Source organism: Pseudochelatococcus sp. B33 (genome assembly GCF_053570585.1).
Genome location: NZ_JBSEFH010000002.1, coordinates 350,874 through 373,887 on the forward strand (window position 1 = coordinate 350,874; position 23,014 = coordinate 373,887).

The following is a 23,014-nucleotide window of genomic DNA, read 5'->3' on the forward strand; positions in this document are numbered from 1 at the left end:
GTAACCGTTCAGCGCCAGTCGGCCGCGCGGCCCCAGCGCTTGAGCGTGCCGTCGATGAACCCGCGCTGTGGCGCGACGAGCACGCCCTGCGTGTAGAGGCCGCACAGGCTGTTACTGGCGCCCTTCGCCCAGGTGGAGACGGCGATCACCGTGCCTTCCGCCCGGGTGATCGGACCGCCGGAATCGCCGTGGCAGACGCCCGTGCCCGGGCGCTTGCCGAGGCCGACCGGATCCGCCGCCCACAGGAGGATCTTGCCGGGACCGTAGGGCTCGACGGTGACGAGATCGGCGCGCCGGAAGGTGCCCATGGTCTGCGGCGCGTCCTCCTGTGCCAGCCCCCAGCCGAAGGCGGCGACGGGCGAGCCGGCGCGCGGCAGGCCGCCCGTCGAGAGCGTCGCCGGCGCGAAGGGGGCGGGCAGGGGGGCCGCGAGGCGGATCAGCGCCAGATCGATGGAGCGCTGGCGCGCCTCGATGGCGCGGGCGTTGTAGCCGGTGTGGGTCGCGATCTCGGCCGGCTCCAGCAGCACCGGCTGGCCGGCGCGATCGCGAAAATGCACCCGGATGTCGCGCCCGCCCGCCACGCAGTGACCGGCGGTGAGCACCACGTTCGGGGCCACCACGACGCCTGAGCAGACCCCGCCGCCGGCGGCAAGCACCATCAGCGTGCGCGTCTTCAGCGGCCCGCCGTCCTCGCGCCCACGGACGATGGCGGCGGCGGGCGAAGCCGCCAGAAGCGCCGCAGCCGACGCGGCGAGGAACGCCGGCAGGAACGCCGATACGCGGCTTCTCCACAGATTGCGAAGGACCATCATGACACCCATTCTCCTGACCGGCCCGCTGGTCGAGCCGGTGACGCTCGCCGATATCAAGGGTTATCTGCGCCTCGACGGCAACGGCGAGGACAGGCTCATCCACTCTCTTATCACAGCCGCGCGGCTGATGGTCGAGGCCGAAAGCGGCCGCTGCCTCATCGGCCAGACATGGCGGCTGGTGCTCGACCGCTGGCCACTTGGCGGGACCTTCCGGCTGCCGCTGTCGCCGGTGGCGGCCACCGCCGGCGCGCGGGTGTTCGGCGGCGACGGCGCCGCCACCGACGTGGCGCCGGCGTCCCTGCGGCTCGACGCGCTCGCCGACCCGGCGCGCATCGTCGTCGCCGGGCCGGTGCCGCAGCCGGGGCGGGCGCTCAGCGGCATCGAGATCGACGTGCGCGCGGGCTACGGCGAGGGCGTGGCCGACGTGCCGCAGCCGCTGCGCCACGCAGTGCGCGCCATCGTCGCGCGCTGGTTCGAGCTGCGCGGCGACGACACGGAACACGTGCCCGCCATCCCGCGCGAGGCGCAGGCGCTCATCGCCCCCTTCAGACGCGCGAGGCTGTGACATGACGAGACACGCCAATATCGCCGCGCGGCGGCAGCGCTTCGCGCTCGAACGGCCCATCGAGGAAAAGGACGGCGCGGGCGGCGTGATCCGCCGCTTCGCCTGCATGGCCTGGGTGTGGGGCTCGATCGCGGCGATCGGGACCGCGTCGGCGGCGCGGGACGTGCAGGAACGGCCGGAACTCGCCCAGCGCTACCGGATCGTCATGCGCTGGCGCGCGGGGCTCGACGGCACGAGCCGCTTGCGGCTCGGCGGGCGCGTGTTCGCCGTGCTCTCGGCAACCGATCCCGACGGGCGCCGGCGCGAGCTCGTCGTCGTGGCGCAGGAGGTGACGCCATGAGCTTCGTTGAGAAAAAAGGGCCGGTGCTCGCCCTGCGCGAGGCGGTGGTGGCGCGGCTCACGGGCGATGCCACGCTCAATGAGATGCTCGGCGGCGCCAGGATTCACGACGAGCCGCCGCGCGGCATCGCGGGCGTCTATGCGGTGCTGTCGGACACGCGGCTGCGCGACTGGTCGACCGGATCGGACCGGGGCCATGAACAGGACTTTTCCGTCACCGTGTGGGCCAGCGCGGGCGGGGCGCGCTCGGCCCTGAAGGCCGCGGCGCGCATCGAGGCGCTGCTGCACGAGGCGGCGCTCGCGCTCGACGGCCACCGGCTGGTGAACCTGCGCGTCACGGGCTCCGATACCCGCCGCGACGCGCGCGCCAACCGCTCGCGCATCGTGCTGCGGCTGCGGGCGGTCACGGAAGTCGTTTCAGACAACTAGAGCGTGTCACCGTTTCACGGAAACGCCGACACGCTCTAATTATTTGTTTTCGCATCAAATTATCCAAAAAACGGTGTCCTTTTTTGGTTTGATGCAAGCAACGGAGAACCGCAATGGGTGCCCAGAAAGGCAAGGACCTGCTGCTCAAGGTGCGGCAGGGCGGGGGCGCGTTCGTGACTGTCGCGGGCCTGCGCGCACGTCAGATCGCGTTCAACGCCGAGACCGTCGACGTGACGCACGCGGAATCGGCCGGACGGTGGCGGGAGCTGCTCGCCGGCGCGGGCGTGCGGCGCGCGGGCGTCACCGGCTCCGGCGTGTTCAAGGACGAGACGTCGGACGAGCTGGTGCGCCAGAGCTTTTTCGACGGCACGATCCTCACCTGGCAGGTGATCGTGCCTGAATTCGGGCAGATCGAGGGGCCGTTCCAGGTGACGAGCCTTGAATACCGCGGCGACCACGCCGGCGAGGTCAGCTTCGACCTGGCGCTGGAATCGGCCGGCCAATTGACGTTCACCGCATTGTGAGGCGCACCATGGTCAACCGCAGACGCGGCGAGATCGCCGCAACGCTCGACGGGAAGACGTACAGGCTGGTGCTGACGCTCGGCGCGCTGGCGGAGCTCGAGGACGCCTTCGGCGTCGCCGACCTCGCGGCGCTCGGCGAGCGGCTCGCAACGGGCCGGCTCTCGGCGCGCGATATCGTGCGCATCCTGGAGGCGGGGCTCGGCGGCGCGGGCGAGAGTGTCGACGTCGCGGGACTGCCCGTGGCGGCGGCGCTGTCGGAATACGCGCGGGCGGTCGCGGAACTGCTCGCGGCGACCTTCGGCGAGGCGGAGCCCGTTGCCGATCCTCTGGCGGACCCTCTCTTGCCGTAGACGCCACGCGCGCGGAGGCGACGGCGCGGCCCTTCCCGTGGGATGAGGCGATGCGGCTCGGCTTCGGCGTTCTACGGCTGTCGTCGCGCCAGTTCTGGGCCATGACGGCGCGCGAACTCGCGGCCGCCGCGCTCGCCGTCTACGGCGCACCCCAGGAGGCGCTCGGCGCGCAAGGGCTCGCGGCGCTGATGCGCGCCTTTCCCGATGATTTTCAAGCTGATGAATGAGGCGGACCATGCCCGCAGGTTTCCATGAGGTGCGCTTTCCGCTCGATGTCGCGCTCGGCGCCACGGGCGGGCCGGAATGGCGCACGGATGTCGTGACGCTCGGCTCCGGCGCGGAACACCGCAACGCGCGCTGGTCGCGGTCGCGGCGGCGCTACAACGCCGGATACGGCATCAAGACGCTCGATGCGCTGCACGCCGTGCTGGCGTTCTTCGAGGAGCGGCGGGGGAGGCTCCACGGCTTCCGCTGGCACGACCGGCTCGACGGGCGCTCGTGCGCGCCGCAGCAGGCGCCCGCCGCCGGCGACCAGTGGCTCGGGGCGGGCGACGGCGCGGCGCGCACGTTCCAGCTCGTCAAGCGCTACGGCGACGGCTTCTCGCCCTATGAGCGCAGGATCGTCAAGCCGGTGGCGGGATCGCTGCTGGTGGCCGTCGCCGGCACGCTGCTGCCGCCCGAGGCGGTGAGCGTCGATGCCGGCACCGGGCGCGTGACGCTCGCGGACGCGCCGGCGCCGGGGGCGGACGTGAGCGCCGGCTTCCTGTTCGACGTGCCGGTGCGCTTCGATACCGACGCGCTCGACATCGATCTCGCCGCCTTCGCCGCCGGCGCGATCCCGACCGTTCCGCTCGTCGAAATCATCAATTGAGGAGATTTTTCATGCGCGCTCTGCCGCAAAATCTCGCCGGCCATCTGGCCGAGGGCGTCACGACGCTCGCCCGCTGCTGGAAGCTGCTGCGCCGCGACGGCACCGTCGCCGGCTTCACCGATCATGATATTGACCTCGCCTTCGCCGGCGTCACCTTCCGCGCCCGCTCGGGGCTGGAGGCGGCGGAGGCCGCGGCCGAACTCGGATTCGCGGTGGGCGGCGGGGACGTGGCGGGCGTGCTTGCCGCCGCCAGCATTACGGAAGCGGACCTCGCCGCCGGGAAATACGACGATGCCACCGTCGAGACGTGGCTCGTCAACTGGGGCGACGTCGCGGAGCGGGTGCTGCTCGACGTGGCGTCGATCGGCGAGATCCGGCGCACCGAGCATGCCTTCACGGCGGAGCTGCGCGGGCTGATGCACCGCTACGACGAGGAACGCGGGCAGGTCTACCGGGCGGATTGCTCGGCGACCCTCGGCGACAGCCGTTGCAAGGTGGCGCTCGACGCGCCGCACCTTCACGCCGAGGGCGCGGTGGAGACGACGGACGGGCGGCTCGGGTTCGCCAGCGCCGTGCTCGCGGGCTTCGCCGAGGGGTGGTTCACGGGCGGCGGGCTGCGCTTCACGAGCGGCGGGAACGCGGGGACGACCATCGAGGTGAAGGCGCACGCGGGAGCGGCGCTGCAACTGTGGGTGCCGGCGGCGCGGCCCATCGCCGTGGGCGATGGGTTCAGCGTCACGGCCGGGTGCGACAAGAGCGTCGCCACCTGCCGGGAGAAGTTCGCCAACGTGGTGAATTTCCGCGGCTTTCCGCACATGCCGGGCAACGACTTCGTCATCCGCTATCCGTTGCAAGGCGAGCCGGGGCTCGACGGCGGGAGCCTGTTCAGATGATCACCCCAAAGGAAAGTCTCACCCGCGCGCGGATCGTTGCGGAAGCGCGCGGCTGGATCGGCACGCCCTACATCCATCAGGCGATGCTGAAGGGGGTTGGCTGCGACTGCCTCGGGCTGGTGCGCGGCGTGTGGCGCGCGCTCTACGGCCTGCCGCCCGAGATGCCGCCGCCCTACAGCCCCGACTGGGCGGAGGCGGGCGGCGTCGAGGCGCTGCGGGACGCGGCGCTGCGCCATCTCGCGCCCGTCACGATCGAGGCGATCCGGGCCGGCGACATGCTGCTGTTCCGCTGGCGGGCGCATGTGCCGGCGAAGCATGTCGCCATCGCCGCGGGCGAGGGGGCGGCGGATGGCGATGTTTGCTCGATGGTGCATGCGCACGACGGCGGATGCGTGTGCGAGGTGCCGCTGTCGGCATGGTGGCGGCGCCATCTGGCCTACGCGTTCTCGTTTCCCGGTGTTGTCGACAATTGAGAGGATGATGCCCGATGGCTACTCTGGTGCTTCAGGTGGCGGGCGCCGCCGTGGGCGGGCTGATCGGCGGGCCTGTCGGCGCCATCGCCGGGCGCGCCATCGGCGGGCTCGCGGGCGCGATGATCGACAGTACGCTGTTCGCTTCGGGCGGCGGGACGCAATATCGCGAGGGGCCGAGGCTCGCCGACATGGACGGGCTTGCCTCGACGGAAGGCGCGCCGGTGCCGCGCGTCTACGGCCGGGCGCGCATCGGCGGCCAGCTCATCTGGGCGACGCGCTTCGAGGAGGTGGTGGAGCACGACACCACCCGCACGCCCGCGCGCGGCGGCAAGGGCGGCGGCCGCACACAGACGACAGTCACCACCACGTACAGCTATTACGCCAATCTCGCAGTCGGCCTGTGCGAGGGGCCGATCGGACAGGTGCGCCGCATCTGGGCCGATGGCAAGGAGCTCGATCCCGCCATCGCGTACCGCGTCCATACCGGCGGCGAGGACCAGTCGCCGGACCCGCTGATCATCGCCAAGGAAGGCGCGGACTACGCGCCCGCCTATCGCGGCATCGCCTATGTGGTGTTCGAGCGCCTGCCGCTCGCCGAATTCGGCAACCGGGTGCCGCAGTTCTCCTTCGAGGCGGTGCGGCCGCTGAACGGGCTAGGCAGCCGCATCCGGGCGATGCAGATTATCCCCGGCGCGTCGGAATTCGCCTACGACACCGCGCCCGTGGTGCGGGTGGTGGGGCCCGGCGTGTCGGTGATGGAGAACGTCCACCAGCAGGGGGCGGCCTCGGACGTGCTCGCCTCGCTCGACGCGCTCGCGGCCGTCTGCCCCAACCTGGAACGGGTGTCGATCGTCGCGAGCTGGTTCGGCGACGACCTGCGCGCCGGCCGGTGCACCATCGCGCCGCGCGTCGAATACAATGTCAAGGAGACGACGGGCGGCATCTGGTCGGCGGCCGGATTGTCGCGCGCCGAGGCGCGGGAGGTGAGCCGCGTCGACGGCGCGCCCGCCTATGGCGGCACGCCCTCCGACGCGTCGGTGGTGGCGCTGATCGGCGAGGCGAAGCGGCGCGGCTGGCAGGTGATGCTCTACCCCTTCGTGATGATGGACGTGCCGGCCGGCAATACGCTGCCCGATCCGCGCACGGGCGAGGCCGGGCAGCCGCCCTATCCCTGGCGCGGGCGCATCACCTGCGATCCCGCGCCCGGCCGGCCGGATACCGTCGACGGAACGACGGTGGCGGCGGCGCAGGTGGCGGGCCTGTTCGGAACCGCGGACGGATGGGGGCTGCGCCGGCTGGTGCGCCACTATGCGCAGCTCGCCGTTGCAGCGGGCGGGGTGGACGCGTTCGTCATCGGTTCCGAGATGGTCGGGCTGACGCGCGTGCGCTCCGCGCCGGGGGCCTATCCGGCGGTCGCGGAGTTCCGCGCGCTGGCGGGAGAGGTGCGCGGCATCGTCGGCGGCGATACGCGTATCACCTACGCGGCCGACTGGACGGAATACGGCGCGCATGTGCTCGACGGCGGGGCGGAGGTGCGCTTCCCGCTCGATCCGCTATGGGCGGATGCGGCTATCGATGCGGTCGGCATCGACTTCTACGCGCCGCTGTCCGACTGGCGCGACGGCGACAGTCATGTCGACGCGCAGGAGGCGGGCTCCGTGCACGACCTCGATTACCTGACGCGGCGGGTGACGGCGGGCGAGGGCTTCGACTGGCACTACCCGGACATGGCGGCGCGCATGGCGCAGGCGCGCGCGCCGATCACCGACGGGGCCTATGGCAAGCCGTGGATGTTCCGCCAGAAGGACCTCGCCGGCTGGTGGGGCAACGCCCATGTCGAGCGCATGGGCGGCGTCGAGGTGGGCGCGACGGACTGGGTGCCGGGCGGGAAACACGTCTGGCTGACCGAGATCGGCATTCCGGCGGTCGATCGCGGCACGAACGGGCCGAACGTGTTTCCCGATCCGAAATCATCGGAATCGGCCTATCCGCCGTTCTCGCGCGGCACGCGCGACGACCTCATCCAGAACCGGGGCCTGCAGGCGCTCATCAACGCCTATGGGTCGGGCGTGACGGCGGCCAATCCGGCCTCGCCCTTCGACGGGCTGCCGATGGTGGACGCGGACAGGCTCTATGTCTGGACATGGGACGCGCGGCCCTATCCGGCGTTCCCGGCGCTCACCGACGTGTGGCGCGACGGCGGCAACTGGGAGACCGGGCATTGGCTCACCGGCCGCCTCGACGGGCTGACCTTGCAGGCGCTCGTGGAGGCGGTGATCGCCGACTGGGGGCTTCCCGGCGCGGATGTCGCGCTCGACGGCGAGCTCGACGGCTATGTCGTCGACCGGCCGATGTCGGCGCGTGCGGTGCTGGAGCCGCTGGCGGACGCGTTCGCCTTTCATGCGGTGGCGAGCGGCGGCCTCGCGCGCTTGCGTCACAACGCCGGACCGGCGGTGATCGCGGTGACGGCGGACGAGATCGTGCCCGACCGGGACGGCGCCGGCATCACCCTGCGCCGGGCGCAGGAGACCGACCTGCCGTCCGAGCTGAGGCTCGGCTACACCGACGGCGACCGCGACTATCGCCGCTCGGCGGCGCTGTCGCGCCGGCTCGCTGTCGGGAGCAGGCGTTCGGAAGGGCGCGACCTCGCCGCCGTGCTGCGGCCGGGGCTGGCGCAGCACCTCGCCGAGATCGGCCTGCAGGCCGTGTGGGTGGGCCGCGAGAGCGCCAGTTTCGCGCTGTCGCCGCGCCATGCGGGGCTCGAACCCGGCGACGTCATCGCGCTGCCGGTCGATGGCGGGACGCGGCCGTTCCGGGTCTCGCGCATCACCGACGGCGCGGTGCGGCAGGTGGAGGCCTTCGCCGTCGCGCCCTCGCTGCAGCGGGATGCGGTGCCGAGCCTGCCACGCCCGCCGGCGAGCGTGCCGGCGCTGCCCGGACCGCCGATGGTGACGGTGCTCGATCTGCCGATCGCCGCCGGCTCGCCGCCGGTATTGCAGGCCATGGCGGTGTTCGCCGATCCGTGGCCGATGCGCGAGGCGGTGTGGCGGTCGGACGCCGGCGCGAGCTTCCCGCTGCATGCGGTCGCGGACCTGCGTGCCGTCGTCGGCGTGACGCTCACCGATCTGGGGCCGGGGCCCATCTGGCGCTTCGACGAGGGCAACAGCGTCGACGTGCGGCTGCGCGGCGGCCTCCTGACCAGCATCGACGACGCGGCGCTCCTCGCCGGCGGCAACGCCGTCGCCGTCGAGGGGGCGGACGGGCGCTGGGAGATGCTGGCGGCGGGACGGGCGGACCTCGTGGCGGAGGGGGTCGTGCGGCTGTCGCACCTGCTGCGCGGCCTCGGCGGCTCGGAGCCGGAGGCGGCGCGTTCCGTGGCGGCGGGGGCGAGGGTCGTGGTGCTCGACGGCGCGCTCGTGCCGCTGACGACGGATGTCGCCGACATCGGCCGGCCGTGGACCTACCGGATCGGCCCGGCATCGGGCGACCACGCCGGGCCGATGGTCGTGGAACGCGCCGCTACCGCGACGGCCGAGGCGCTGAAGCCGTTCGCGCCGGTGCACCTGCGGGCGCGGCGGGCGGCGGAGGGGGTGACGCTCTCCTTCATCCGCCGCACCCGCACGGGCGGCGACAACTGGGAGCTGGCGGACGTGCCGCTGTCGGAGGAACGCGAAGCCTACGAGATCGACGTTCTCGACGGCGGGACGGTGAAGCGCACGCTCACGAGCGCCACACCCGAAGTGCTCTACGCGACGGCGCAGGAACTCGCCGACTTCGGCGCGGCGCGGACGTCGCTGACGGTGTCCGTGTTCCAGATGAGCGCCATCGTGGGCAGGGGCTTTCCGGCGACGGCGACCCTGAAGGTTCGTTGACCCCGCGCGGCGCTTCGGCGCCGGCATGAAAGGACATCATCATGAGCGAGACGACGAAACTGCGGCTGCCGCTGCTGGCGGCGGCGCAGGCGCAGAAACACGTCACCCATAACGAGGCGCTGCAGCGGCTCGACGCCCTGCTGCACCTCGAGGTGCTCGACCGGGATCTCGCCGCGCCGCCGTCGGGCCCCCTCGATGGCGACCGCTACATCGTGGCGAGCGGCGCGACCGGCGACTGGGCAGGCGAGGACGGACACGTCGCGGCGTGGCAGGACGGCGTGTGGCGGTTCTTCGAGCCGCAGATCGGCTGGCGCGCCTACGTGCGCGACGAGGCGGCGCTCTACGTGAAGGCGGCCGGCGGCTGGGTCGCGGCCGGCGGTGGCGGCGGCGGGACGTTGCAGAACGTCACGCTGTTCGGCCTCGGCACGGAAGCGGATGCGGACAATCCGTTCTCGGCCAAGATCGGCAAGGCGCTGTGGGCGGCCCAGGAGGCGGCGCAGGGCGGCACCGGCGACCTGCGCTACACCTTCAACAAGGAGGGCGCGGCGAACGTGCTCTCCCTGCTGTTCCAGACCGGCTGGTCGGGGCGCGCGGAAGCCGGCCTCGTCGGCGACGACGATTTCCAGATCAAGGTATCGTCCAACGGATCGACGTGGCGCGAGGCGCTGCGCATCGCGCGCGCCACGGGGCGGGTGACGTTCGCGCAGGGCGTCGCGCCGCGCCCGTGGGTGACGCTGACGGACGCGGCCACGATCAGCATCGACGCGGTCGCGGGCGACAAGTTCCGCGTGTCGTCGAGCGGCGCGCGGACCGTGGCCAGGCCGGCCAATCTCACGGACGGCGCGCGCTTCCTGCTGCGCATCGTCAACACCGGCGCCATCACGCTGACGCTCAACGCGGCCTTCGCGCCGCTGTCCGGAGCCGCGCCGGCGTTCCGCACGGCCTCGGGCGCGGCGAACACGTTCGACTGCGTCTACGACGCGGCCGCCGACAAGGTCTTCTACGCCTGGTACTGAGAGGGACCGCCATGAACTGTGCTGCCGGGCGCACGCCGCGCCACGACCTTGCCATCCGGCGCGGCGACAGCGCCGCCGTCATCCTGCGCTTCCGCACCCTGTCGCAGACCGGGGTGACGCGCATTCTCGACCTGTCGGAAAGCGCCGTCACGCTCGACATCGACTGGCCCGGCGGCGGGCTGATGCGCCGGTCCGACGACGGCGGGCTCGCCGTCGAGGGCCTCGCCGGGACCGTGACCTGGCAGCCCACGCCGGAGGAAACGATGCGCATTCCGGACGGGCGCATCGCCACGTATCGGCTCGTGCGCGAGGTGGAGGACGGCGAGCGGCGCACGCTCGTGGCGGGCTTCCTCGTCGGCATCGGCCTCATCAGCGAAGAAGGAGGTCACAGCGATGACTGACACGGGTTCCGACGGCTGCGCCACGATCGTCGAAGTGCTGATCCCCGGCCCGCAGGGACCGGGCGGCACCGGCAACAGCGGCATCGGCGGCTATTCCGTCGCCATCGAGGATGTCGAGGCAGGCCACATCATCGTCTTCGACGGCGAGGCGTGGGAGAACCGCCCGCTTGCGGCCGACGGCGACATGACGAAGGCCGTCTACGATACGGACGACGACGGCAAGGTCGATGCGGCCGGGGTCGCGGACGCGGTGGCGTGGACAGGCGTCACGGACAAGCCCGAGACCTTCCCGCCGACGGCGCACGAACACGCCGTTGCCGACGTCGACGGCCTCGACGAGGCGCTCGACGCCAAGGCGCCGCTCGATTCGCCGGCCTTGACCGGTACGCCGACCGCGCCCACGGCCGATCCGGATACGGATACGGACCAGATCGCCACCACGGCCTTCGTGGCCGATGCCATCGCCGCCATCGAGACGGACTGGAACGGCGTCACCGGCAAGCCCGAGACCTTTCCGCCGGCGGCGCACGAGCATGCCATCGCGGACGTGGACGGCCTCGACGAGGCGCTCGACGCCAAGGCGCCGCTCGCCTCGCCGGCCTTGACCGGCGCGCCGACCGCGCCCACGGCCGATCCGGATACGGATACGGACCAGATCGCCACCACGGCCTTCGTCAAGGCGGCCGTCGACGCCATTCCCGGTGGCGGAACGGTCGACTGGGACGATATCGACAACGTGCCCGAGACCTTCCCGCCGGCGGCGCACAGTCATGAAATCGCGGAGGTCGACGGGCTCGGCGAGGCGCTCGACGGCAAGGCCGACGCCGGCGACATCCCCGCCGTTCCCGATATCGCGTCCGTCGCCACGGTGCGGGCGGGGGCGGACGCCGAGGAGGTGCTCGGCGTCAGGAACACCCTCGACGCCCATGCGCCGGTGGCGCTCGACGATGCTCCCGCCATCGCCGTCGACATGGCGCTCGGCATCGTCTTCGCCGTCACGCTCGGCGGCAACCGCACGCTCGCCGCGCCGGCGAACCAGATCGCCGGCAGAAGCGGCCTCGTCATCGTCAAGCAGGACGGCACGGGCGCGCGCACCCTGTCGTTCGCGACCGACTGGCAGTTCCAGGGCGGCGTGCCGGAGCTGTCCACGGCCGCGGACGCCGTCGACATCGTCGCCTGGTACGTCGAGGCGGCGGGAACCGTCCGCGCCTCGTTCCTGAAGGGAGCGTGACCATGGGCCTCATCGGCATCGGGCCTTTGTGGTTCGCGGGCAGAGCGCCCGCGGCACGCGGCCCGTTCCTCGGCGCCGGACGGGCCGGCGCCGTCTACATCAGCCCCGACGGCGTGACCTGGACCCGGCACGCCACGGCGGGGGGCAGTGATGTTTACGCCTTCGCCGAAGGCCAGGGACTGTTCGTCGGCGTGGGCGGCGCCGCCACGATCCACACCAGTCCCGACAGCGAGACCTGGACCCCGCGCACTTCCGGGGTCGGGACGACCCGTATTCTCCGGAGTGTCATCTTTGCCGCCGGCCAGTTCATCGTGACCGGCGATACCGGCACGATCCTCACCAGTCCCGACGGGGTGACGTGGACCATCCGGACATCGGGGGTGCTCGCGGCCCTGCATGGTGTCGCGTTCGGCAACGGACTGTTCGTCGCGGCCGGTTCCAGCTCCACGATCCTCACGAGCCCCGACGGTGTGACGTGGACCCCGCAAGCCATGGAGGCGGGCCTGAATTTCCGGGGTGTCATGTTCGACGGCAGTCAGTTCATCGTCTGGGGCAACTACGGCACGATCCTCACCAGTCCCGACGGTGTGACATGGACCACCCGGGCATCGGGATGGAGCACCCACATCCATAACATCAACCTTGCGGGCAGCCTGTACATCGCTTCCGGCCAGACCGGCGCGCTCCACACCAGTCCCGACGGGGTGACATGGACGGCGAGGGAATCGGGAGCGGGCAACTACATATACGACGTCATCAGCTTCGCGGGATAGGCAGTCTGGAAGATCGCGCAGGGAGGAATGGGACAGATGGCTTATGCAATCATGCGGGACGGCGAGCCTGTCGAGCTGTTCGGGGCGTTCACCGACGCGGCCGGGGTGCAGCATCCGGCCTCGGTGCTGCGGCTGTGGCCGGCCGAGCGGCTGGCGGCAATCGGCGTGCATGCGATCGCGGAAACGACCGTGCCGGCGGGGCATCGCGCCACCGGCTGGAGCCTTGCCTGGGACGGCGAGACGGTGACGCGGATCTACACCAGCGAGCCGATCGACCTCGCCGCGCTGAAGAGCGCGCTGAAAGCGCAGATCGACGCGGCGGCCGAGGCGGAGCGCACCCGCTACATCACGCCGGGCGCCGGACAGGCGATGACCTATCAGGCGAAGGCGGCTGAGGCGCTGCGCTACGCCGAGAGCGCGGGCGCGGGCGCGTATCCGCTGCTGTCGGCGGAGGTCGGCATCACCGGCGCGACGCTCGCGGACGTCGCCGCAGTCGTGAGCGGTGCGCACGCGCAGTGGCTCGCCATCGGCAGCCGGATCGAGGCGGCGCGGCTCGCGGCCAAGGCGGCCGTGGAGGCCGCCGGGAACGAGGCGGCAGCGCGGGCCGTGGCGCCCGACTGGCCGCAGCCCTGACAGCCCGCACAAACCAGCCGCAACCGCCGCCCGCCAGGGCGTTTTTTATGTCCAGATCGGAGAACATCATGACTCGCAAGGTGACGGACGATGTCGTCGAACGCATCAAACGGTGGGAGGGCCTGCGGCTCGCCGCCTATCGGGACGCCACCGGGGCGTGGACCATCGGCTACGGCCACACCGGCGCCGACGCGCGCGCCGGCCACACGATCACCGCGGCGCGGGCCGAGAGCCTGCTGCGCCAGGACCTCGCGGTCTTCGAGCAGGCGGTCGAGCGCGTCATCGCCGTGCCGCTGAGCGACAACCAGTTCGGCGCGCTGGTGTCGTTCGCGTTCAACGTGGGGGAGGCGGCTTTCGCGCGCTCGACGCTCGCGGCGAGGCTCAACGGCGGCGACTACGACGCCGTGCCGGAACAACTGGCGCGATGGGTCCACGCGGGGGGCCGGCGCCTGCAGGGGCTCGTCAACCGCCGCGCGGCCGAGGCGGGCCTGTGGGCGTCGGGCGCGTTCGTCGCCTCGGCGCCGGTGTCGGCCTCGCCGCTGCCGCAGACGCTTTTCACCGGCGAAGCCGCCGCCGCGACCGCGGGCCTCGTCTCGGCCATCGCGACCGCCGCGAGCACGCCCGGACCGCTGCAATGGCTGTTCGGCGGGCTGCTGGCGCTCTCATACGGAGCGAGCGCGTTGCTGTGGCTCGCGGGCCGCAGGGAAGCGGCGCGTTAGAGCATGTCGATATCCGGGTGAGGCGGGCCTGCAAACGGCCGGCTTCTGCGCTTGCCGAGTCTCATGGACATCGAGTCTCGTGGACATCGAGTCTCATGGACATGACGTCCACTCCGTTCCGGTTCTCGAAACCTGCCACTTTCGGCTCAGCCTTCCGCCCGCAGCTCGCGGCGCAGGATCTTGCCGACCGGCGTCTTGGGCAGGCTGTCGCGGAAGACGATGATGCGCGGGGTCTTGTAGGCGGTCAGCAGCTGCCGGCAATATCCCACAATGTCGTCTTCCGTGACGTCGGGGTCCTTGCGCACGATGAAGGCCTTCACGGCCTCGCCGCTCGACTGGCTCGGCACGCCGACCACAGCGACCTCGGAGACGCCGGGATGCGAGGCGATGACCTCCTCGATCTCCGTCGGGTAGACGTTGAAGCCGGAGACGAGGATCACGTCCTTCTTGCGGTCGACGAGCTGGACGCGCCCTTCGGGCGTGAGCCGCGCCACGTCGCCGGTCTTCAGCCAGCCGTCCGGGGTCAGCGCCCGGTCGGTTTCCTCGGGCGCGTTCCAGTAGCCGCGCATGACATTGGGGCCGCGCACCCAGAGCTCGCCCGGCTCGCCCGGGGCGACCTCCTCGCCGAGGTCGTCGCGCAGGCTGATTTCCACGGACGGCACGGGCAGGCCGACGGTGCCGTCGAAACGGTGGCTGGCGAGAAGCGGGCTGAACGTCACCACGGGCGAGGTTTCGGTCAGGCCGTATCCCTCGATGATGGGGACGCCGGTGCGCTCCTGCCAGCGGATCGCCACCGCCTCCTGCATGGCGGCGCCGCCGGCGATGGCGTATTTCATCTCGCTGAAGTCGATCCTGTCGAAATCCGGATGGCTCAGCATCGCGTTGTAGAGCGTGTTGATGCCCATGATCGCCTTGAACTTCAGCCGGGCGATGGTCTTGATGAAACCCTTGATATCGCGCGGATTGGCGATCAGCACCGACGTCATGCCATAGGACATGAACAGCAGGATCATGTTCAGCGCGAAGATATGATACAGCGGCAGCGGCACGATGACGGTGCCGCCGTCGCTGAGGCAGGCCAGCGCGCGCACCTGCTCGACATTGGCGACGAGGTTGCGGTGGGTCAGCATCGCGCCCTTCGCCCGCCCGGTGGTGCCGCCGGTGTATTGCAGGAACGCCAGATCCTCGCCAAGCACGTCAACGGGCCTGAACGCATGGCGCGCGCCCTCGGTGAGCGCTGCGCGGAACGGCGTGGCGGCGGGCAGGCTGTAGGCCGGGACGGCCTTGCGGAACTTCAGCACCAGGCCGATCAGCCAGCGCTTCGCCAGCGGCAGCAGGTCGCCGACATCGGTGACGATGACGGTCTTGACGAGCGTCTGCGGCAACGCCTCCTCGAGCGTCGCGGCCGCGAGGCTGCTGACGACGATGACTTCCGCGCCGCTGTCGACGAGCTGGGATTTCAGCTCCCGCGCCGTATAGAGCGGGTTGACGTTGGTGACGACGAGCCCCGCCCGCAGCACGCCGAGCAGCGCCACCGGATATTGCAGCAGATTGGGCATCATCAGCGCCACCCGCACGCCGGGGCGCAGCTTGAGCACGTTCTGCAGGTAGCTGGCGAAATCCCGCGACAGGCGGTCGAGCTCCCCGAACGTCATCGAGGCTCCGAAGCTCGACAGCGCCTTCCTGTCGCGGTTGCGGTCGGCGGCGGCGGCGAACATCGCCGGTATGGAGGGGAAGACGTCCGGATCGATGGTCCTCGGCGTGCCGAACGGATAGTGCTCCTGCCAGATCGGTTGCATCACGTTTCCCATGGCGTTTCCCCAAGAAGGGCGGGGGGCACGATTGCCTGCGTGCCTTCTCCCGCATCTGTGCGACGAGACGGCCCGGCGGGACGGCCGCCGCCGGGCGTTGTTCCTGAACGGGTTCCGGCGGACGGGGCCGCCGGCAGGTGGACTGCTTCGAGCGGGACTACTTGAAGATCGAGATGGGCTTCTTCGGATCGTCCCACGCGTAGCGCACGCCCACCGACACGATGTCGGCGGAGGGCTTGAGATCGGCCACGAACGGCAGGCCGACGTAGTCGATGTGGCCCGGGACGATGCGCACCGGCGCCGACTTCACGAACAGATGGGCATAGGAGACATCGAAGGTGAGCCGGTCATTCCACTTATAGGAGGCGCCGACGGTCGTCCACAAGCGGTCGGCATCGGGAATGCGCACGTTGCGCACCGCGTTCGAGATCGGCGACAGCTCGTAGCCGAGGCCGCCGCGCAGCGTCAGCCGCTCGTTGACCGCGTATTCCGCGCCGAGGGTGAAGAACCAGCCGTCGTCGTACTGGAACTTGAGGGCGGTCGCGGGCGTGCCGGTCAGCTGGTTGACGACCGCGATGCGGTTGAGGCGGCTCCAGTTCGTCCACTCGACGCCGGCCAGCACCTTCCAGCGTTCGTCTATCCGCTGGGAGACGCCGAGCGTGACCACCTCCGGCAGGTTCACCTTGGCACGCACCGGGATCGAGACGCCCGGGCGCGGCAGCAGCGAGCCGTCGAGCTCGTGATGGATGGAGGACCGGAAGCCGAGGCCGATCTCGGTGCCCTCGAAGGGGGTGATCGTGGCGCCGAGCGTGTAGCCCACGCCGGTGTTGTCGCCCTCCAGGGAGACGTTGGGAGCACCGAAGGCGACACCCGACGCCTGCCGCAGCGTGACGTCGAGATACTGCACCTGCAGACCCGCACCCAGCGACAGCCAGTCGTTCACCCGGTAGCCGACCATGGGCGTGGCGTTGATGGAGAACACCTTCGACGTGCGGCCGTAGATCTGCCCGGCCCAGTTCTGGCTGGGCTTGGTGACGAAGCCGTAGGGCGTGTTGGTGGTGAGGCCGAGCCAGAGGCGGTCGTTGATCTGCAACGCGGCGGAACTCGCCGGCAGGACGCCCGCCTGGCTGATGTTGCCGGAGCCGATCGGCACGCCGCCGGCCCCTGCCACGGTGCGCAGCGTGACGAGGTCGGGCTTGAGCTTCGACTGCGGCACGACGAGCGTCAGGCTGCTCTCGAAGGTCAGACCCGGGTTCATCGTGATCGTCGCCGGGTTCCAGAAGACGGACGACAGGCCGGCGGAGCCTGCCGCCGCCCCTGCGAACGACAGGCCGAGGCCACGCGCGCTCTGCTCGCGCAACGCGAAGGATCCCGCGTGGGCCACGGACGACATTGAGGCAAACGAAAGGGTAGCGGCCAGCACACCTGCCAGCCGCACGGGGATAGTCATAGGATCCTCCCGGTACGATTTATCGCGACGCCTCACAGGCGTTTCGCATTCTTCTTGACGACATATGCGGCGCAAAAACGGCAACATATGTCACAAAATATGTTGTTCTCTCAATTATTTACCGTTCAGTCTTCCTGCCCCTGCAGGAGACTAGCGAGCTTCAGGGCCACCCCCTGCGACCCCTCCACCTTGAGGCGGCCGGTGGAATAGGCGATCAGCGGGTTGAGCTTGCCGTCGATGAGCTTCTGCAGGTTGTCGGAGGTGAGCCTGACGGTGGTGTCGGCGTCCTCGTCACTTGCCTCCCCGCCCTCCTCGACGCTGATGCCGCCATCGCCGTCGGCGATGGTGATGGTTTCGTCGTTGTCGGTCAGCGCCACCACGATGCGGTAGCCGATCCGCTCCACGCTGCCGACGCGCGCGCGAATCGCGTCGATGAGGTCTTCTGTCGCCACCATGCCGTTCTCCTTCGGTCTCTCAGAACAGGTCCTCGCCAAGCGCCATGGTCGAGCCCTTGCCGCTGCGAATCGCGGCCCACAGCGCGCCGGTCTGGGGCAGCAGGCGCTCCATGAAGAAGCGGGCCGTCACGAGCTTGGCCTCATAGAACGCGGCATCGCCGCCCGCGGTTTCACGCTTGTCGAGCGCGATCTTCGCCATCCTGGCCCACATGAAGCCGAGCGCGACGAGGCCGAAGAGGCGCAGGTAATCGGTGGCGGCGGCCCCGGCCTCCTCCGGATCGCGCATGCCGTTCGCCGCGACATGGGCGGTGGCCTGCTGCAGCACGCCGAAGGACTTGGCCAGCGGGCCGATGTAGTCGGCGAGCGCCTCGTCCTCCATGTGCGCGTCGATGAAGGCGAGCACGGGATGGAAGAAGCTGCGCAGCGGCCGGCCCATGTTCGACCCCATCTTGCGGCCGACGAGATCGAGCGCCTGGATGCCGTTGGTGCCCTCGTAGATCTGGGCGATGCGGGCGTCGCGGACATATTGCTCGACGCCGTGCTCGCGGATATAGCCGTGGCCGCCGTAGGCCTGCACCGCGAGATTCGCGACCTCGAAGCCGAGATCCGTGAACAGCGCCTTGACGATCGGCGTCATCAGCGCCACGCGGTCCTCCGCCGCGGTGCGCGCGTCCGCGTCCGGCGACAGGTCCTGCTCGTCGAGCGCGCGGGCCACCCAGCCGCACAGCGCCCGGCAGCCTTCGGTGTAGGCGCGCGCCGTCATCAGCATGCGCCGCACGTCGGGATGGACGATGATCGGATCGGCGGCCTTGTCCGGGTACTTCGTGCCGGCGAGCGAGCGGCCCTGCAGGCGCTCCCTGGCGTAGGCGACTGCAGCCTGATAGGCGGCCTCGGCGATGCCGAGCCCCTGGGTGCCGACCGAGACGCGCTCGCTGTTCATCATGGTGAACATGGCGCGCATGCCCTTGTGCGGCTCGCCCACGAGCCAGCCGACGGCGTCGTCGAAGTTGATCTGGCAGGTGGAGGAAGCCTTGATGCCCATCTTGTGCTCGATGCCGGCGCAGGAGACGCCGTTGCGCCGGCCGGGGTTGCCGCTGCCGTCCGGCAGGAATTTCGGCACCAGGAACAGGCTGATGCCCTTCACGCCCCTGGGCGCATCGGGAAGCTTCGCCAGCACGAGGTGGATGATGTTGTCGGTGAGATCATGCTCGCCGGCCGAGATGAAGATCTTCGAACCGGTGAGCCTGTAGCTGCCGTCCTCCTGCGGGACGGCGCGGGTGCGCAAAAGGCCGAGGTCCGTGCCGCAATGGGGCTCGGTGAGGCACATCGTGCCGCTCCACTCGCCGCTCACCATCTTGGGCAGATAGGTGTCCTTCAGAGCCTCGGAACCATGGGACTTGATCGCCAGATAGGCGCCGTGGGTGAGGCCCGGATAGAGGCCGAACGACAGGTTCGACGAGCAGATCATCTCCTCGACGAGCTTGTAGACGCTCGCCGGCAGTCCCATGCCGCCGTAGGCCGGATCGCTCGCCGCCGACACCCAGCCGTTGTCCCGGAACGCGTTATAGGCGTCCTTGAAGCCCGCCGGCGTGCGCACGACGCCGTTCTCGTAGTGGCAGCCCTCAAGATCGCCGCTGGCGTTGAGGGGCGCGAGCACGCTTTCGGTGAAGCTCGCCGCCTGCTCCAGCACGTCGTCGATGAGGTCGGTGGACAGTTCCTCCTGACCCTTGAGCGCGGCCAGTTCCTGGCTGCCGTGGAGTTCGTGGAGCACGAACCGCATGTCCCGCAGGGGGGCCTTGTAAACCTGCATCTTCTCCTCCCGGATGAAGCGCCTGCCGCCGTGGCGGCAGCAGGCCTTTTACTTATTCCCGATGTTCGATCAGTTCCTGAGCGGCTTGCCGGTCAGCAGCATGTGCTCGATGCGCGCCAGCGTGCCCGGCGTGCGGGCAAGGCGCATGAACACCTCGCGCTCCTGCCTGAGCACGTCCTTCTCGGGCGAGGGCGCGGTCGGGTCGGCGTCACCGCCGGACAGCACTTCCGCCAGCCCCGAGGACACGACGAGGTCGTGATCGGTGGCGATGCCGCGCTTGTGGAAGCTCTCCGCCGCCATGACCATTGCCGTCCTGCCCGAGGGGCCGGGGAGGGTGAGGTCGATGCGCTCGGGCGGCGCGTAGCCTTCCACGAGTTCCAGCGCCCGCGCCTTGGCGTCGGCGAGCAGCCGGTCGCGGTTCATGGTGATGCGGTCGCCCTCGCGCAGGATCAGCATGTCGCGCGCCTGCGCGGCCGACTTGGAGACCGTCGCGGTCGAGACCATCTCGAACACCTTGGCGGGCGCGGGCATGGGGCCGTGCGGCAGCTTGCCGATGGTCGACCAGCGCGCCAGCATCTCCTTGCAGCCGCCCCAGGCCGGCACGAGGCCGACGCCGCATTCGACGAGGCCGGCATAGGTCTCGGCGTGCGCCTGCACGGCGTCCGAATGCAGCAGCAGCTCGCAGCCGCCGCCGAGCGCCATGCCGGACGGCGCACTGACCACGGGGAAGGGCGCGTGCTTCAACGCACCGAACACCTTCTGGCCGTTGGCGACGAGCTTCTCGATCTCGCCCCACGCCGCGATATTGGCCGCGAACAGCGCAAGCCCCAGGTTGGCGCCGACCGAGAAGTGCCGGCCCTCGTTGTAGACGACGAGCGCCTTGTAGCTCTTCGCGACGAGCTTGATGGTGCGGTCGAGGGCGTCGAGAACCTGATCGTCGAGCGAGTTGCCCTTGGTGGTGAGCTCGAAGCACACCACGCCGTCGCCGATGTCCCACAGGCTCGCGGCAGAGGTCCTGAGCACCGGCTGCGAGCGGCGCTTGATGTCCTCAAGCAGGATCACGCCCTCGGGACGCACCACGTCGTGATAGGCGCCGTCGAGGCCGAAGAACTGCAATCGGCCGTTCTCGACGCGGTAGAACTTCCGGTCGCCGATCTTGTCGAGGATCGGCGGGATGCTCGCGCCCTCCGCCTTCAGCCGCTCGACGAGCCACGCCGCGCCGACCTTGTCGATGAGCGCGAACGGCCCTTCCTTCCAGTTGTAGCCGAGACGCATGGCGTCATCGATGGCGACGATGTCGTCCGCCGCTTCCGGCACCAGACGCGCCGCATAGGCCAGCGTGCGCCCCATCACCCGCCATGCGTACTCGCCGACGGGGCCGGGGGTGTCGAACAGCGCCCGCAGGTCGCGTCCCGCTTCCTTCAGCGCCTCGGTGTCGGCCTTGCGCGAGGTGCGGTACTCGCCCGAGGCCAGATCGAGCGTCTCCTTGATGCGGCCGCCATCGGTCTTGTTGAGGCGGTAGAAGCCGCCCTTGCCCTTGCGGCCGGTGTAGCCGTCCTCGATCATGCGCCGGATCAGCGGCAGGTCGCGGTTGAGGGCGTGGAACGCGTCGTCCTTCGGCAGGCTCCCGGCGAGGCTCGCGTTGATGTGCGGCATGAGATCGATGCCGACGAGATCCGCGAGCCCGAAGATGCCGGTCTTCGGAATGCCGAACGGCCGGCCCATGATGGCGTCGGCGTCCTCGATGGCGAGGTCGAGGTCGATGGCCTCGACGACGCCGGCCTGGATCCAGTAGACGCCGAGGCGGTTGGCGATGAAGCCGGGGCTGTCCTTGCAGTCGACGATGCTCTTGCCGAGCTTCTCGTCGGCGAAGCGCGACACCCGCGCCACCTGCGCCGCATCCGTCTCCTTCCCCGCAACCACCTCCAGCAGCCGCATGTAGCGCGGCGGGTTGAAGAAGTGCGTGATCAGGAAGTTTTTGCGGAACGCTTCCGACGCGCCCTCCACAAGGTGATCCAGCGGAATGGTCGAGGTGTTGGAGGACACGGCGGTGCCGGGCCGGCGCACGGCGTCGATTTTTTTATAGAGCGCCTGCTTGATGTCGAGGCGTTCGATGACCGCCTCGATCACCCAGTCGCAATCGGCGATCTTCTGCAGATCGTCGTCGATGTTGCCGGGCTCGATCAGCTTCGCTGCCCTCTCGGACATGAGCGGGGCGGGATCGGTCTTCTTCAGGCGCTCGATGGCACCGCGGGCGATGGCGCTGCGGTCGCCGCCCGGTTCGAGATTCGGCGGCACGATGTCGAGCAGCAGCACGGGCACGCCCGCGTTGGCGATCTGGGCAGCGATGCCGGCGCCCATGACGCCCGCGCCGATGACGGCGACTTTGTCGATTTTGCCGTTCGTCATCACACGCGCTCCAGAACCGTGGCGATGCCCTGGCCGCCGCCGATGCACTGGGTGGCGAGCGCATAGCGCTTGCCCTCGCGCACGAGCAGGCTCGCGGCCTTGCCGGTGATGCGCGCGCCCGTGGCGCCGAGCGGATGGCCAAGCGCGATCGCGCCGCCGTCGATGTTGAGCGTGTCCTCGCGGATGCCGAGCTCCCGCACGCAGGCGAGCGCCTGGGACGCGAAGGCCTCGTTCAGCTCCACGATGTCGATGTCGTTGATGGAGAGCCCGGCGCGCTGGAGCGCCTTGCGGCTCGCCGCGACCGGGCCGATGCCCATGATCTCGGGCTCGCAGCCCGCCACCGCCACCGCGCGCACATAGGCGAGCGGCTTGAGGCCGTTGCGGTTGGCATATTCCTCGCTGGTGACGAGCACGGCGGCGGCGCCATCCGTGAGCGGCGAGGAAGTGCCGGCGGTCACCGTGCCGTTCTGGTCGAAGGCGGGCTTGAGGCCGGCGAGCCCTTCGGCCGTGGTGTCGGGACGCGGGCAGCCGTCGAGCGCCACCTTGCCCTTGGCCGTTTCGATGGCGACGATCTCATCCTTGAAGCGCCCCCCGGCGACGGCGGCGGCCGTGAGACGCTGGCTGCGCAGCGCGAAGGCCTCCTGCGCCTCGCGCGTGATGTCCCAACGCTTCGCCACGTTCTCGGCCGTGTCGCCCATGCCGAGCAGAGCGCCCGGATAGGTCTCCTTGAAGGCCGGGTTGGGCAGCGGGTTGAAGCCCATCATCGGCACCCGCGACATGCTCTCGACCCCTGCCGCGATGAACGCCTCGCCGGCGCCGAGCTGGATCTGGCCGGCGGCGATGTGGATCGACTGCATGGAGGAGCCGCAGTAGCGGTTCACCGTCATGCCCGCCACCGACAGCGGCAGGCCGGCGAGAAGCCCCACCACGCGCCCGATGTTGAACCCCTGTTCGCCTTCGGGGAAGGCGCAGCCCATGATCAGATCCTCGACGTCGGAAGTCTTGACCCCCGTGCGCTCGACAAGCGCGCGCACGACCTGCGCCGCGAGGTCGTCGGGGCGCACGCGCACCAGATCCCCCTTGCGGGCAAGCCCGAACGGCGAACGGACGAAGCCTGTGATGACGACGTTCTTCATTGACGTTACTCTCCCGAAATACGGGCGGACCATCTGGCTGAA

The 23,014-nt window shown here is 70.3% G+C and carries 23 protein-coding genes; 16 read left to right on the forward strand and 7 right to left on the reverse strand.

Translation table 11 applies throughout. The annotated features are described in order from the left end of the window. Positions 1 to 8: 8 nt before the first annotated feature. On the reverse strand, positions 9 to 812 hold the full coding sequence (locus ACUSIJ_RS03435; RefSeq protein WP_449306949.1) for a trypsin-like serine protease: 804 nt from the start codon (positions 810 to 812) through the stop codon (positions 9 to 11). Between ACUSIJ_RS03435 and ACUSIJ_RS03440 the strand changes: the two genes are divergently transcribed. The 16 genes from ACUSIJ_RS03440 to ACUSIJ_RS03515 all read left to right on the forward strand — a co-directional run bounded on the left by ACUSIJ_RS03440 (position 811) and on the right by ACUSIJ_RS03515 (position 13,901). After that, positions 811 to 1,377: a head-tail connector protein gene (locus ACUSIJ_RS03440; RefSeq protein WP_449306950.1), complete on the forward strand. Its 567-nt coding sequence runs from the start codon at positions 811 to 813 to the stop codon at positions 1,375 to 1,377. The genes ACUSIJ_RS03435 and ACUSIJ_RS03440 overlap by 2 nt on opposite strands. A gap of 1 nt (position 1,378) precedes the next feature. Beyond that, a complete protein-coding gene (locus ACUSIJ_RS03445) occupies positions 1,379 to 1,717 on the forward strand; it encodes a head-tail adaptor protein (RefSeq protein WP_449306951.1) in 339 nt (112 codons plus the stop codon). Next, positions 1,714 to 2,145: a DUF3168 domain-containing protein gene (locus ACUSIJ_RS03450; protein ID WP_449306952.1), complete on the forward strand. Its 432-nt coding sequence runs from the start codon at positions 1,714 to 1,716 to the stop codon at positions 2,143 to 2,145. The genes ACUSIJ_RS03445 and ACUSIJ_RS03450 overlap by 4 nt, the downstream gene beginning before the upstream one ends. 113 nt (positions 2,146 to 2,258) lie before the next feature. Continuing rightward, positions 2,259 to 2,669, forward strand: a complete 411-nt coding sequence (locus tag ACUSIJ_RS03455) for a phage major tail protein, TP901-1 family (RefSeq protein WP_449306953.1) — start codon at positions 2,259 to 2,261, stop codon at positions 2,667 to 2,669. A gap of 8 nt (positions 2,670 to 2,677) precedes the next feature. Next, entirely contained in the window at positions 2,678 to 3,019 is a 342-nt protein-coding gene (locus ACUSIJ_RS03460; protein ID WP_449306954.1) for a gene transfer agent family protein, read from the forward strand. A 50-nt stretch (positions 3,020 to 3,069) separates the two neighbouring features. After that, positions 3,070 to 3,246 carry a phage tail assembly chaperone gene (locus ACUSIJ_RS03465; RefSeq protein ID WP_449306955.1) on the forward strand — a complete coding sequence of 59 codons (177 nt, stop codon included), beginning with the start codon at positions 3,070 to 3,072 and terminating at the stop codon, positions 3,244 to 3,246. Positions 3,247 to 3,254: 8 nt separating this feature from the next. Next, the gene (locus ACUSIJ_RS03470) at positions 3,255 to 3,890 is read left to right on the forward strand and encodes a phage distal tail protein, Rcc01695 family (protein ID WP_449306956.1); all 636 of its coding nucleotides are present in this window, start codon (positions 3,255 to 3,257) and stop codon (positions 3,888 to 3,890) included. 11 nt (positions 3,891 to 3,901) lie between these two features. Next, a complete protein-coding gene (locus ACUSIJ_RS03475) occupies positions 3,902 to 4,783 on the forward strand; it encodes a DUF2163 domain-containing protein (protein ID WP_449306957.1) in 882 nt (293 codons plus the stop codon). Further along, the gene (locus tag ACUSIJ_RS03480) at positions 4,780 to 5,256 is read left to right on the forward strand and encodes a peptidase P60 (RefSeq protein WP_449306958.1); all 477 of its coding nucleotides are present in this window, start codon (positions 4,780 to 4,782) and stop codon (positions 5,254 to 5,256) included. The genes ACUSIJ_RS03475 and ACUSIJ_RS03480 overlap by 4 nt, the downstream gene beginning before the upstream one ends. 14 nt (positions 5,257 to 5,270) lie before the next feature. Then, positions 5,271 to 9,128: a baseplate multidomain protein megatron gene (locus tag ACUSIJ_RS03485; RefSeq protein WP_449306959.1), complete on the forward strand. Its 3,858-nt coding sequence runs from the start codon at positions 5,271 to 5,273 to the stop codon at positions 9,126 to 9,128. Positions 9,129 to 9,169: 41 nt separating this feature from the next. Beyond that, complete coding sequence (locus ACUSIJ_RS03490; RefSeq protein WP_449306960.1) at positions 9,170 to 10,144, forward strand: DUF2793 domain-containing protein; 975 nt, start codon at positions 9,170 to 9,172, stop codon at positions 10,142 to 10,144. An 11-nt stretch (positions 10,145 to 10,155) separates the two neighbouring features. Beyond that, positions 10,156 to 10,545 (forward strand): hypothetical protein, encoded by a 390-nt coding sequence (locus tag ACUSIJ_RS03495; protein ID WP_449306961.1) that lies wholly within the window; start codon positions 10,156 to 10,158, stop codon positions 10,543 to 10,545. Then, the gene (locus ACUSIJ_RS03500) at positions 10,538 to 11,776 is read left to right on the forward strand and encodes a hypothetical protein (protein WP_449306962.1); all 1,239 of its coding nucleotides are present in this window, start codon (positions 10,538 to 10,540) and stop codon (positions 11,774 to 11,776) included. The genes ACUSIJ_RS03495 and ACUSIJ_RS03500 overlap by 8 nt, the downstream gene beginning before the upstream one ends. A gap of 2 nt (positions 11,777 to 11,778) precedes the next feature. Further along, complete coding sequence (locus ACUSIJ_RS03505; RefSeq protein ID WP_449306963.1) at positions 11,779 to 12,549, forward strand: hypothetical protein; 771 nt, start codon at positions 11,779 to 11,781, stop codon at positions 12,547 to 12,549. Positions 12,550 to 12,585: 36 nt separating this feature from the next. Beyond that, positions 12,586 to 13,182: a hypothetical protein gene (locus ACUSIJ_RS03510; protein WP_449306964.1), complete on the forward strand. Its 597-nt coding sequence runs from the start codon at positions 12,586 to 12,588 to the stop codon at positions 13,180 to 13,182. A gap of 68 nt (positions 13,183 to 13,250) precedes the next feature. Beyond that, on the forward strand, positions 13,251 to 13,901 hold the full coding sequence (locus ACUSIJ_RS03515; protein ID WP_449306965.1) for a lysozyme: 651 nt from the start codon (positions 13,251 to 13,253) through the stop codon (positions 13,899 to 13,901). Between the two features lie 146 nt (positions 13,902 to 14,047). Here ACUSIJ_RS03515 and ACUSIJ_RS03520 read toward each other — a convergent pair whose 3' ends face one another. The 6 genes from ACUSIJ_RS03520 to ACUSIJ_RS03545 form a co-directional block, all read right to left on the reverse strand. Further along, entirely contained in the window at positions 14,048 to 15,700 is a 1,653-nt protein-coding gene (locus ACUSIJ_RS03520) for an AMP-binding protein (protein WP_449306966.1), read from the reverse strand. 169 nt (positions 15,701 to 15,869) lie between these two features. Then, on the reverse strand, positions 15,870 to 17,162 hold the full coding sequence (locus tag ACUSIJ_RS03525; protein ID WP_449306967.1) for an OmpP1/FadL family transporter: 1,293 nt from the start codon (positions 17,160 to 17,162) through the stop codon (positions 15,870 to 15,872). A 125-nt stretch (positions 17,163 to 17,287) separates the two neighbouring features. Next, entirely contained in the window at positions 17,288 to 17,617 is a 330-nt protein-coding gene (locus ACUSIJ_RS03530; RefSeq protein ID WP_449306968.1) for an SCP2 sterol-binding domain-containing protein, read from the reverse strand. Between the two features lie 19 nt (positions 17,618 to 17,636). Next, complete coding sequence (locus ACUSIJ_RS03535; protein WP_449306969.1) at positions 17,637 to 19,427, reverse strand: acyl-CoA dehydrogenase C-terminal domain-containing protein; 1,791 nt, start codon at positions 19,425 to 19,427, stop codon at positions 17,637 to 17,639. A 69-nt stretch (positions 19,428 to 19,496) separates the two neighbouring features. After that, positions 19,497 to 21,836 (reverse strand): 3-hydroxyacyl-CoA dehydrogenase NAD-binding domain-containing protein, encoded by a 2,340-nt coding sequence (locus ACUSIJ_RS03540; RefSeq protein WP_449306970.1) that lies wholly within the window; start codon positions 21,834 to 21,836, stop codon positions 19,497 to 19,499. Further along, a complete protein-coding gene (locus ACUSIJ_RS03545; protein ID WP_449306971.1) occupies positions 21,836 to 22,972 on the reverse strand; it encodes a thiolase family protein in 1,137 nt (378 codons plus the stop codon). The genes ACUSIJ_RS03540 and ACUSIJ_RS03545 overlap by 1 nt, the downstream gene beginning before the upstream one ends. Positions 22,973 to 23,014 lie beyond the last annotated feature (42 nt).

What these genes read in the sequence shown, in the direction of transcription:
- ACUSIJ_RS03500 (WP_449306962.1), top strand. Translation starts at nt 10,538, where the DNA reads ATGACTGACACGGGTTCCGACGGCTGCGCCACGATCGTCGAAGTGCTG.
- ACUSIJ_RS03545 (WP_449306971.1), bottom strand. Translation starts at nt 22,972, where the DNA reads ATGAAGAACGTCGTCATCACAGGCTTCGTCCGTTCGCCGTTCGGGCTT.
- ACUSIJ_RS03450 (WP_449306952.1), top strand. Translation starts at nt 1,714, where the DNA reads ATGAGCTTCGTTGAGAAAAAAGGGCCGGTGCTCGCCCTGCGCGAGGCG.
- ACUSIJ_RS03475 (WP_449306957.1), top strand. Translation starts at nt 3,902, where the DNA reads ATGCGCGCTCTGCCGCAAAATCTCGCCGGCCATCTGGCCGAGGGCGTC.
- ACUSIJ_RS03525 (WP_449306967.1), bottom strand. Translation starts at nt 17,162, where the DNA reads ATGACTATCCCCGTGCGGCTGGCAGGTGTGCTGGCCGCTACCCTTTCG.
- ACUSIJ_RS03495 (WP_449306961.1), top strand. Translation starts at nt 10,156, where the DNA reads ATGAACTGTGCTGCCGGGCGCACGCCGCGCCACGACCTTGCCATCCGG.
- ACUSIJ_RS03460 (WP_449306954.1), top strand. Translation starts at nt 2,678, where the DNA reads ATGGTCAACCGCAGACGCGGCGAGATCGCCGCAACGCTCGACGGGAAG.
- ACUSIJ_RS03530 (WP_449306968.1), bottom strand. Translation starts at nt 17,617, where the DNA reads ATGGTGGCGACAGAAGACCTCATCGACGCGATTCGCGCGCGCGTCGGC.
- ACUSIJ_RS03445 (WP_449306951.1), top strand. Translation starts at nt 1,379, where the DNA reads ATGACGAGACACGCCAATATCGCCGCGCGGCGGCAGCGCTTCGCGCTC.
- ACUSIJ_RS03490 (WP_449306960.1), top strand. Translation starts at nt 9,170, where the DNA reads ATGAGCGAGACGACGAAACTGCGGCTGCCGCTGCTGGCGGCGGCGCAG.
- ACUSIJ_RS03505 (WP_449306963.1), top strand. Translation starts at nt 11,779, where the DNA reads ATGGGCCTCATCGGCATCGGGCCTTTGTGGTTCGCGGGCAGAGCGCCC.
- ACUSIJ_RS03480 (WP_449306958.1), top strand. Translation starts at nt 4,780, where the DNA reads ATGATCACCCCAAAGGAAAGTCTCACCCGCGCGCGGATCGTTGCGGAA.
- ACUSIJ_RS03485 (WP_449306959.1), top strand. Translation starts at nt 5,271, where the DNA reads ATGGCTACTCTGGTGCTTCAGGTGGCGGGCGCCGCCGTGGGCGGGCTG.
- ACUSIJ_RS03510 (WP_449306964.1), top strand. Translation starts at nt 12,586, where the DNA reads ATGGCTTATGCAATCATGCGGGACGGCGAGCCTGTCGAGCTGTTCGGG.
- ACUSIJ_RS03435 (WP_449306949.1), bottom strand. Translation starts at nt 812, where the DNA reads ATGATGGTCCTTCGCAATCTGTGGAGAAGCCGCGTATCGGCGTTCCTG.
- ACUSIJ_RS03535 (WP_449306969.1), bottom strand. Translation starts at nt 19,427, where the DNA reads ATGCAGGTTTACAAGGCCCCCCTGCGGGACATGCGGTTCGTGCTCCAC.
- ACUSIJ_RS03465 (WP_449306955.1), top strand. Translation starts at nt 3,070, where the DNA reads ATGCGGCTCGGCTTCGGCGTTCTACGGCTGTCGTCGCGCCAGTTCTGG.
- ACUSIJ_RS03540 (WP_449306970.1), bottom strand. Translation starts at nt 21,836, where the DNA reads ATGACGAACGGCAAAATCGACAAAGTCGCCGTCATCGGCGCGGGCGTC.
- ACUSIJ_RS03520 (WP_449306966.1), bottom strand. Translation starts at nt 15,700, where the DNA reads ATGCAACCGATCTGGCAGGAGCACTATCCGTTCGGCACGCCGAGGACC.
- ACUSIJ_RS03440 (WP_449306950.1), top strand. Translation starts at nt 811, where the DNA reads ATGACACCCATTCTCCTGACCGGCCCGCTGGTCGAGCCGGTGACGCTC.
- ACUSIJ_RS03455 (WP_449306953.1), top strand. Translation starts at nt 2,259, where the DNA reads ATGGGTGCCCAGAAAGGCAAGGACCTGCTGCTCAAGGTGCGGCAGGGC.
- ACUSIJ_RS03470 (WP_449306956.1), top strand. Translation starts at nt 3,255, where the DNA reads ATGCCCGCAGGTTTCCATGAGGTGCGCTTTCCGCTCGATGTCGCGCTC.
- ACUSIJ_RS03515 (WP_449306965.1), top strand. Translation starts at nt 13,251, where the DNA reads ATGACTCGCAAGGTGACGGACGATGTCGTCGAACGCATCAAACGGTGG.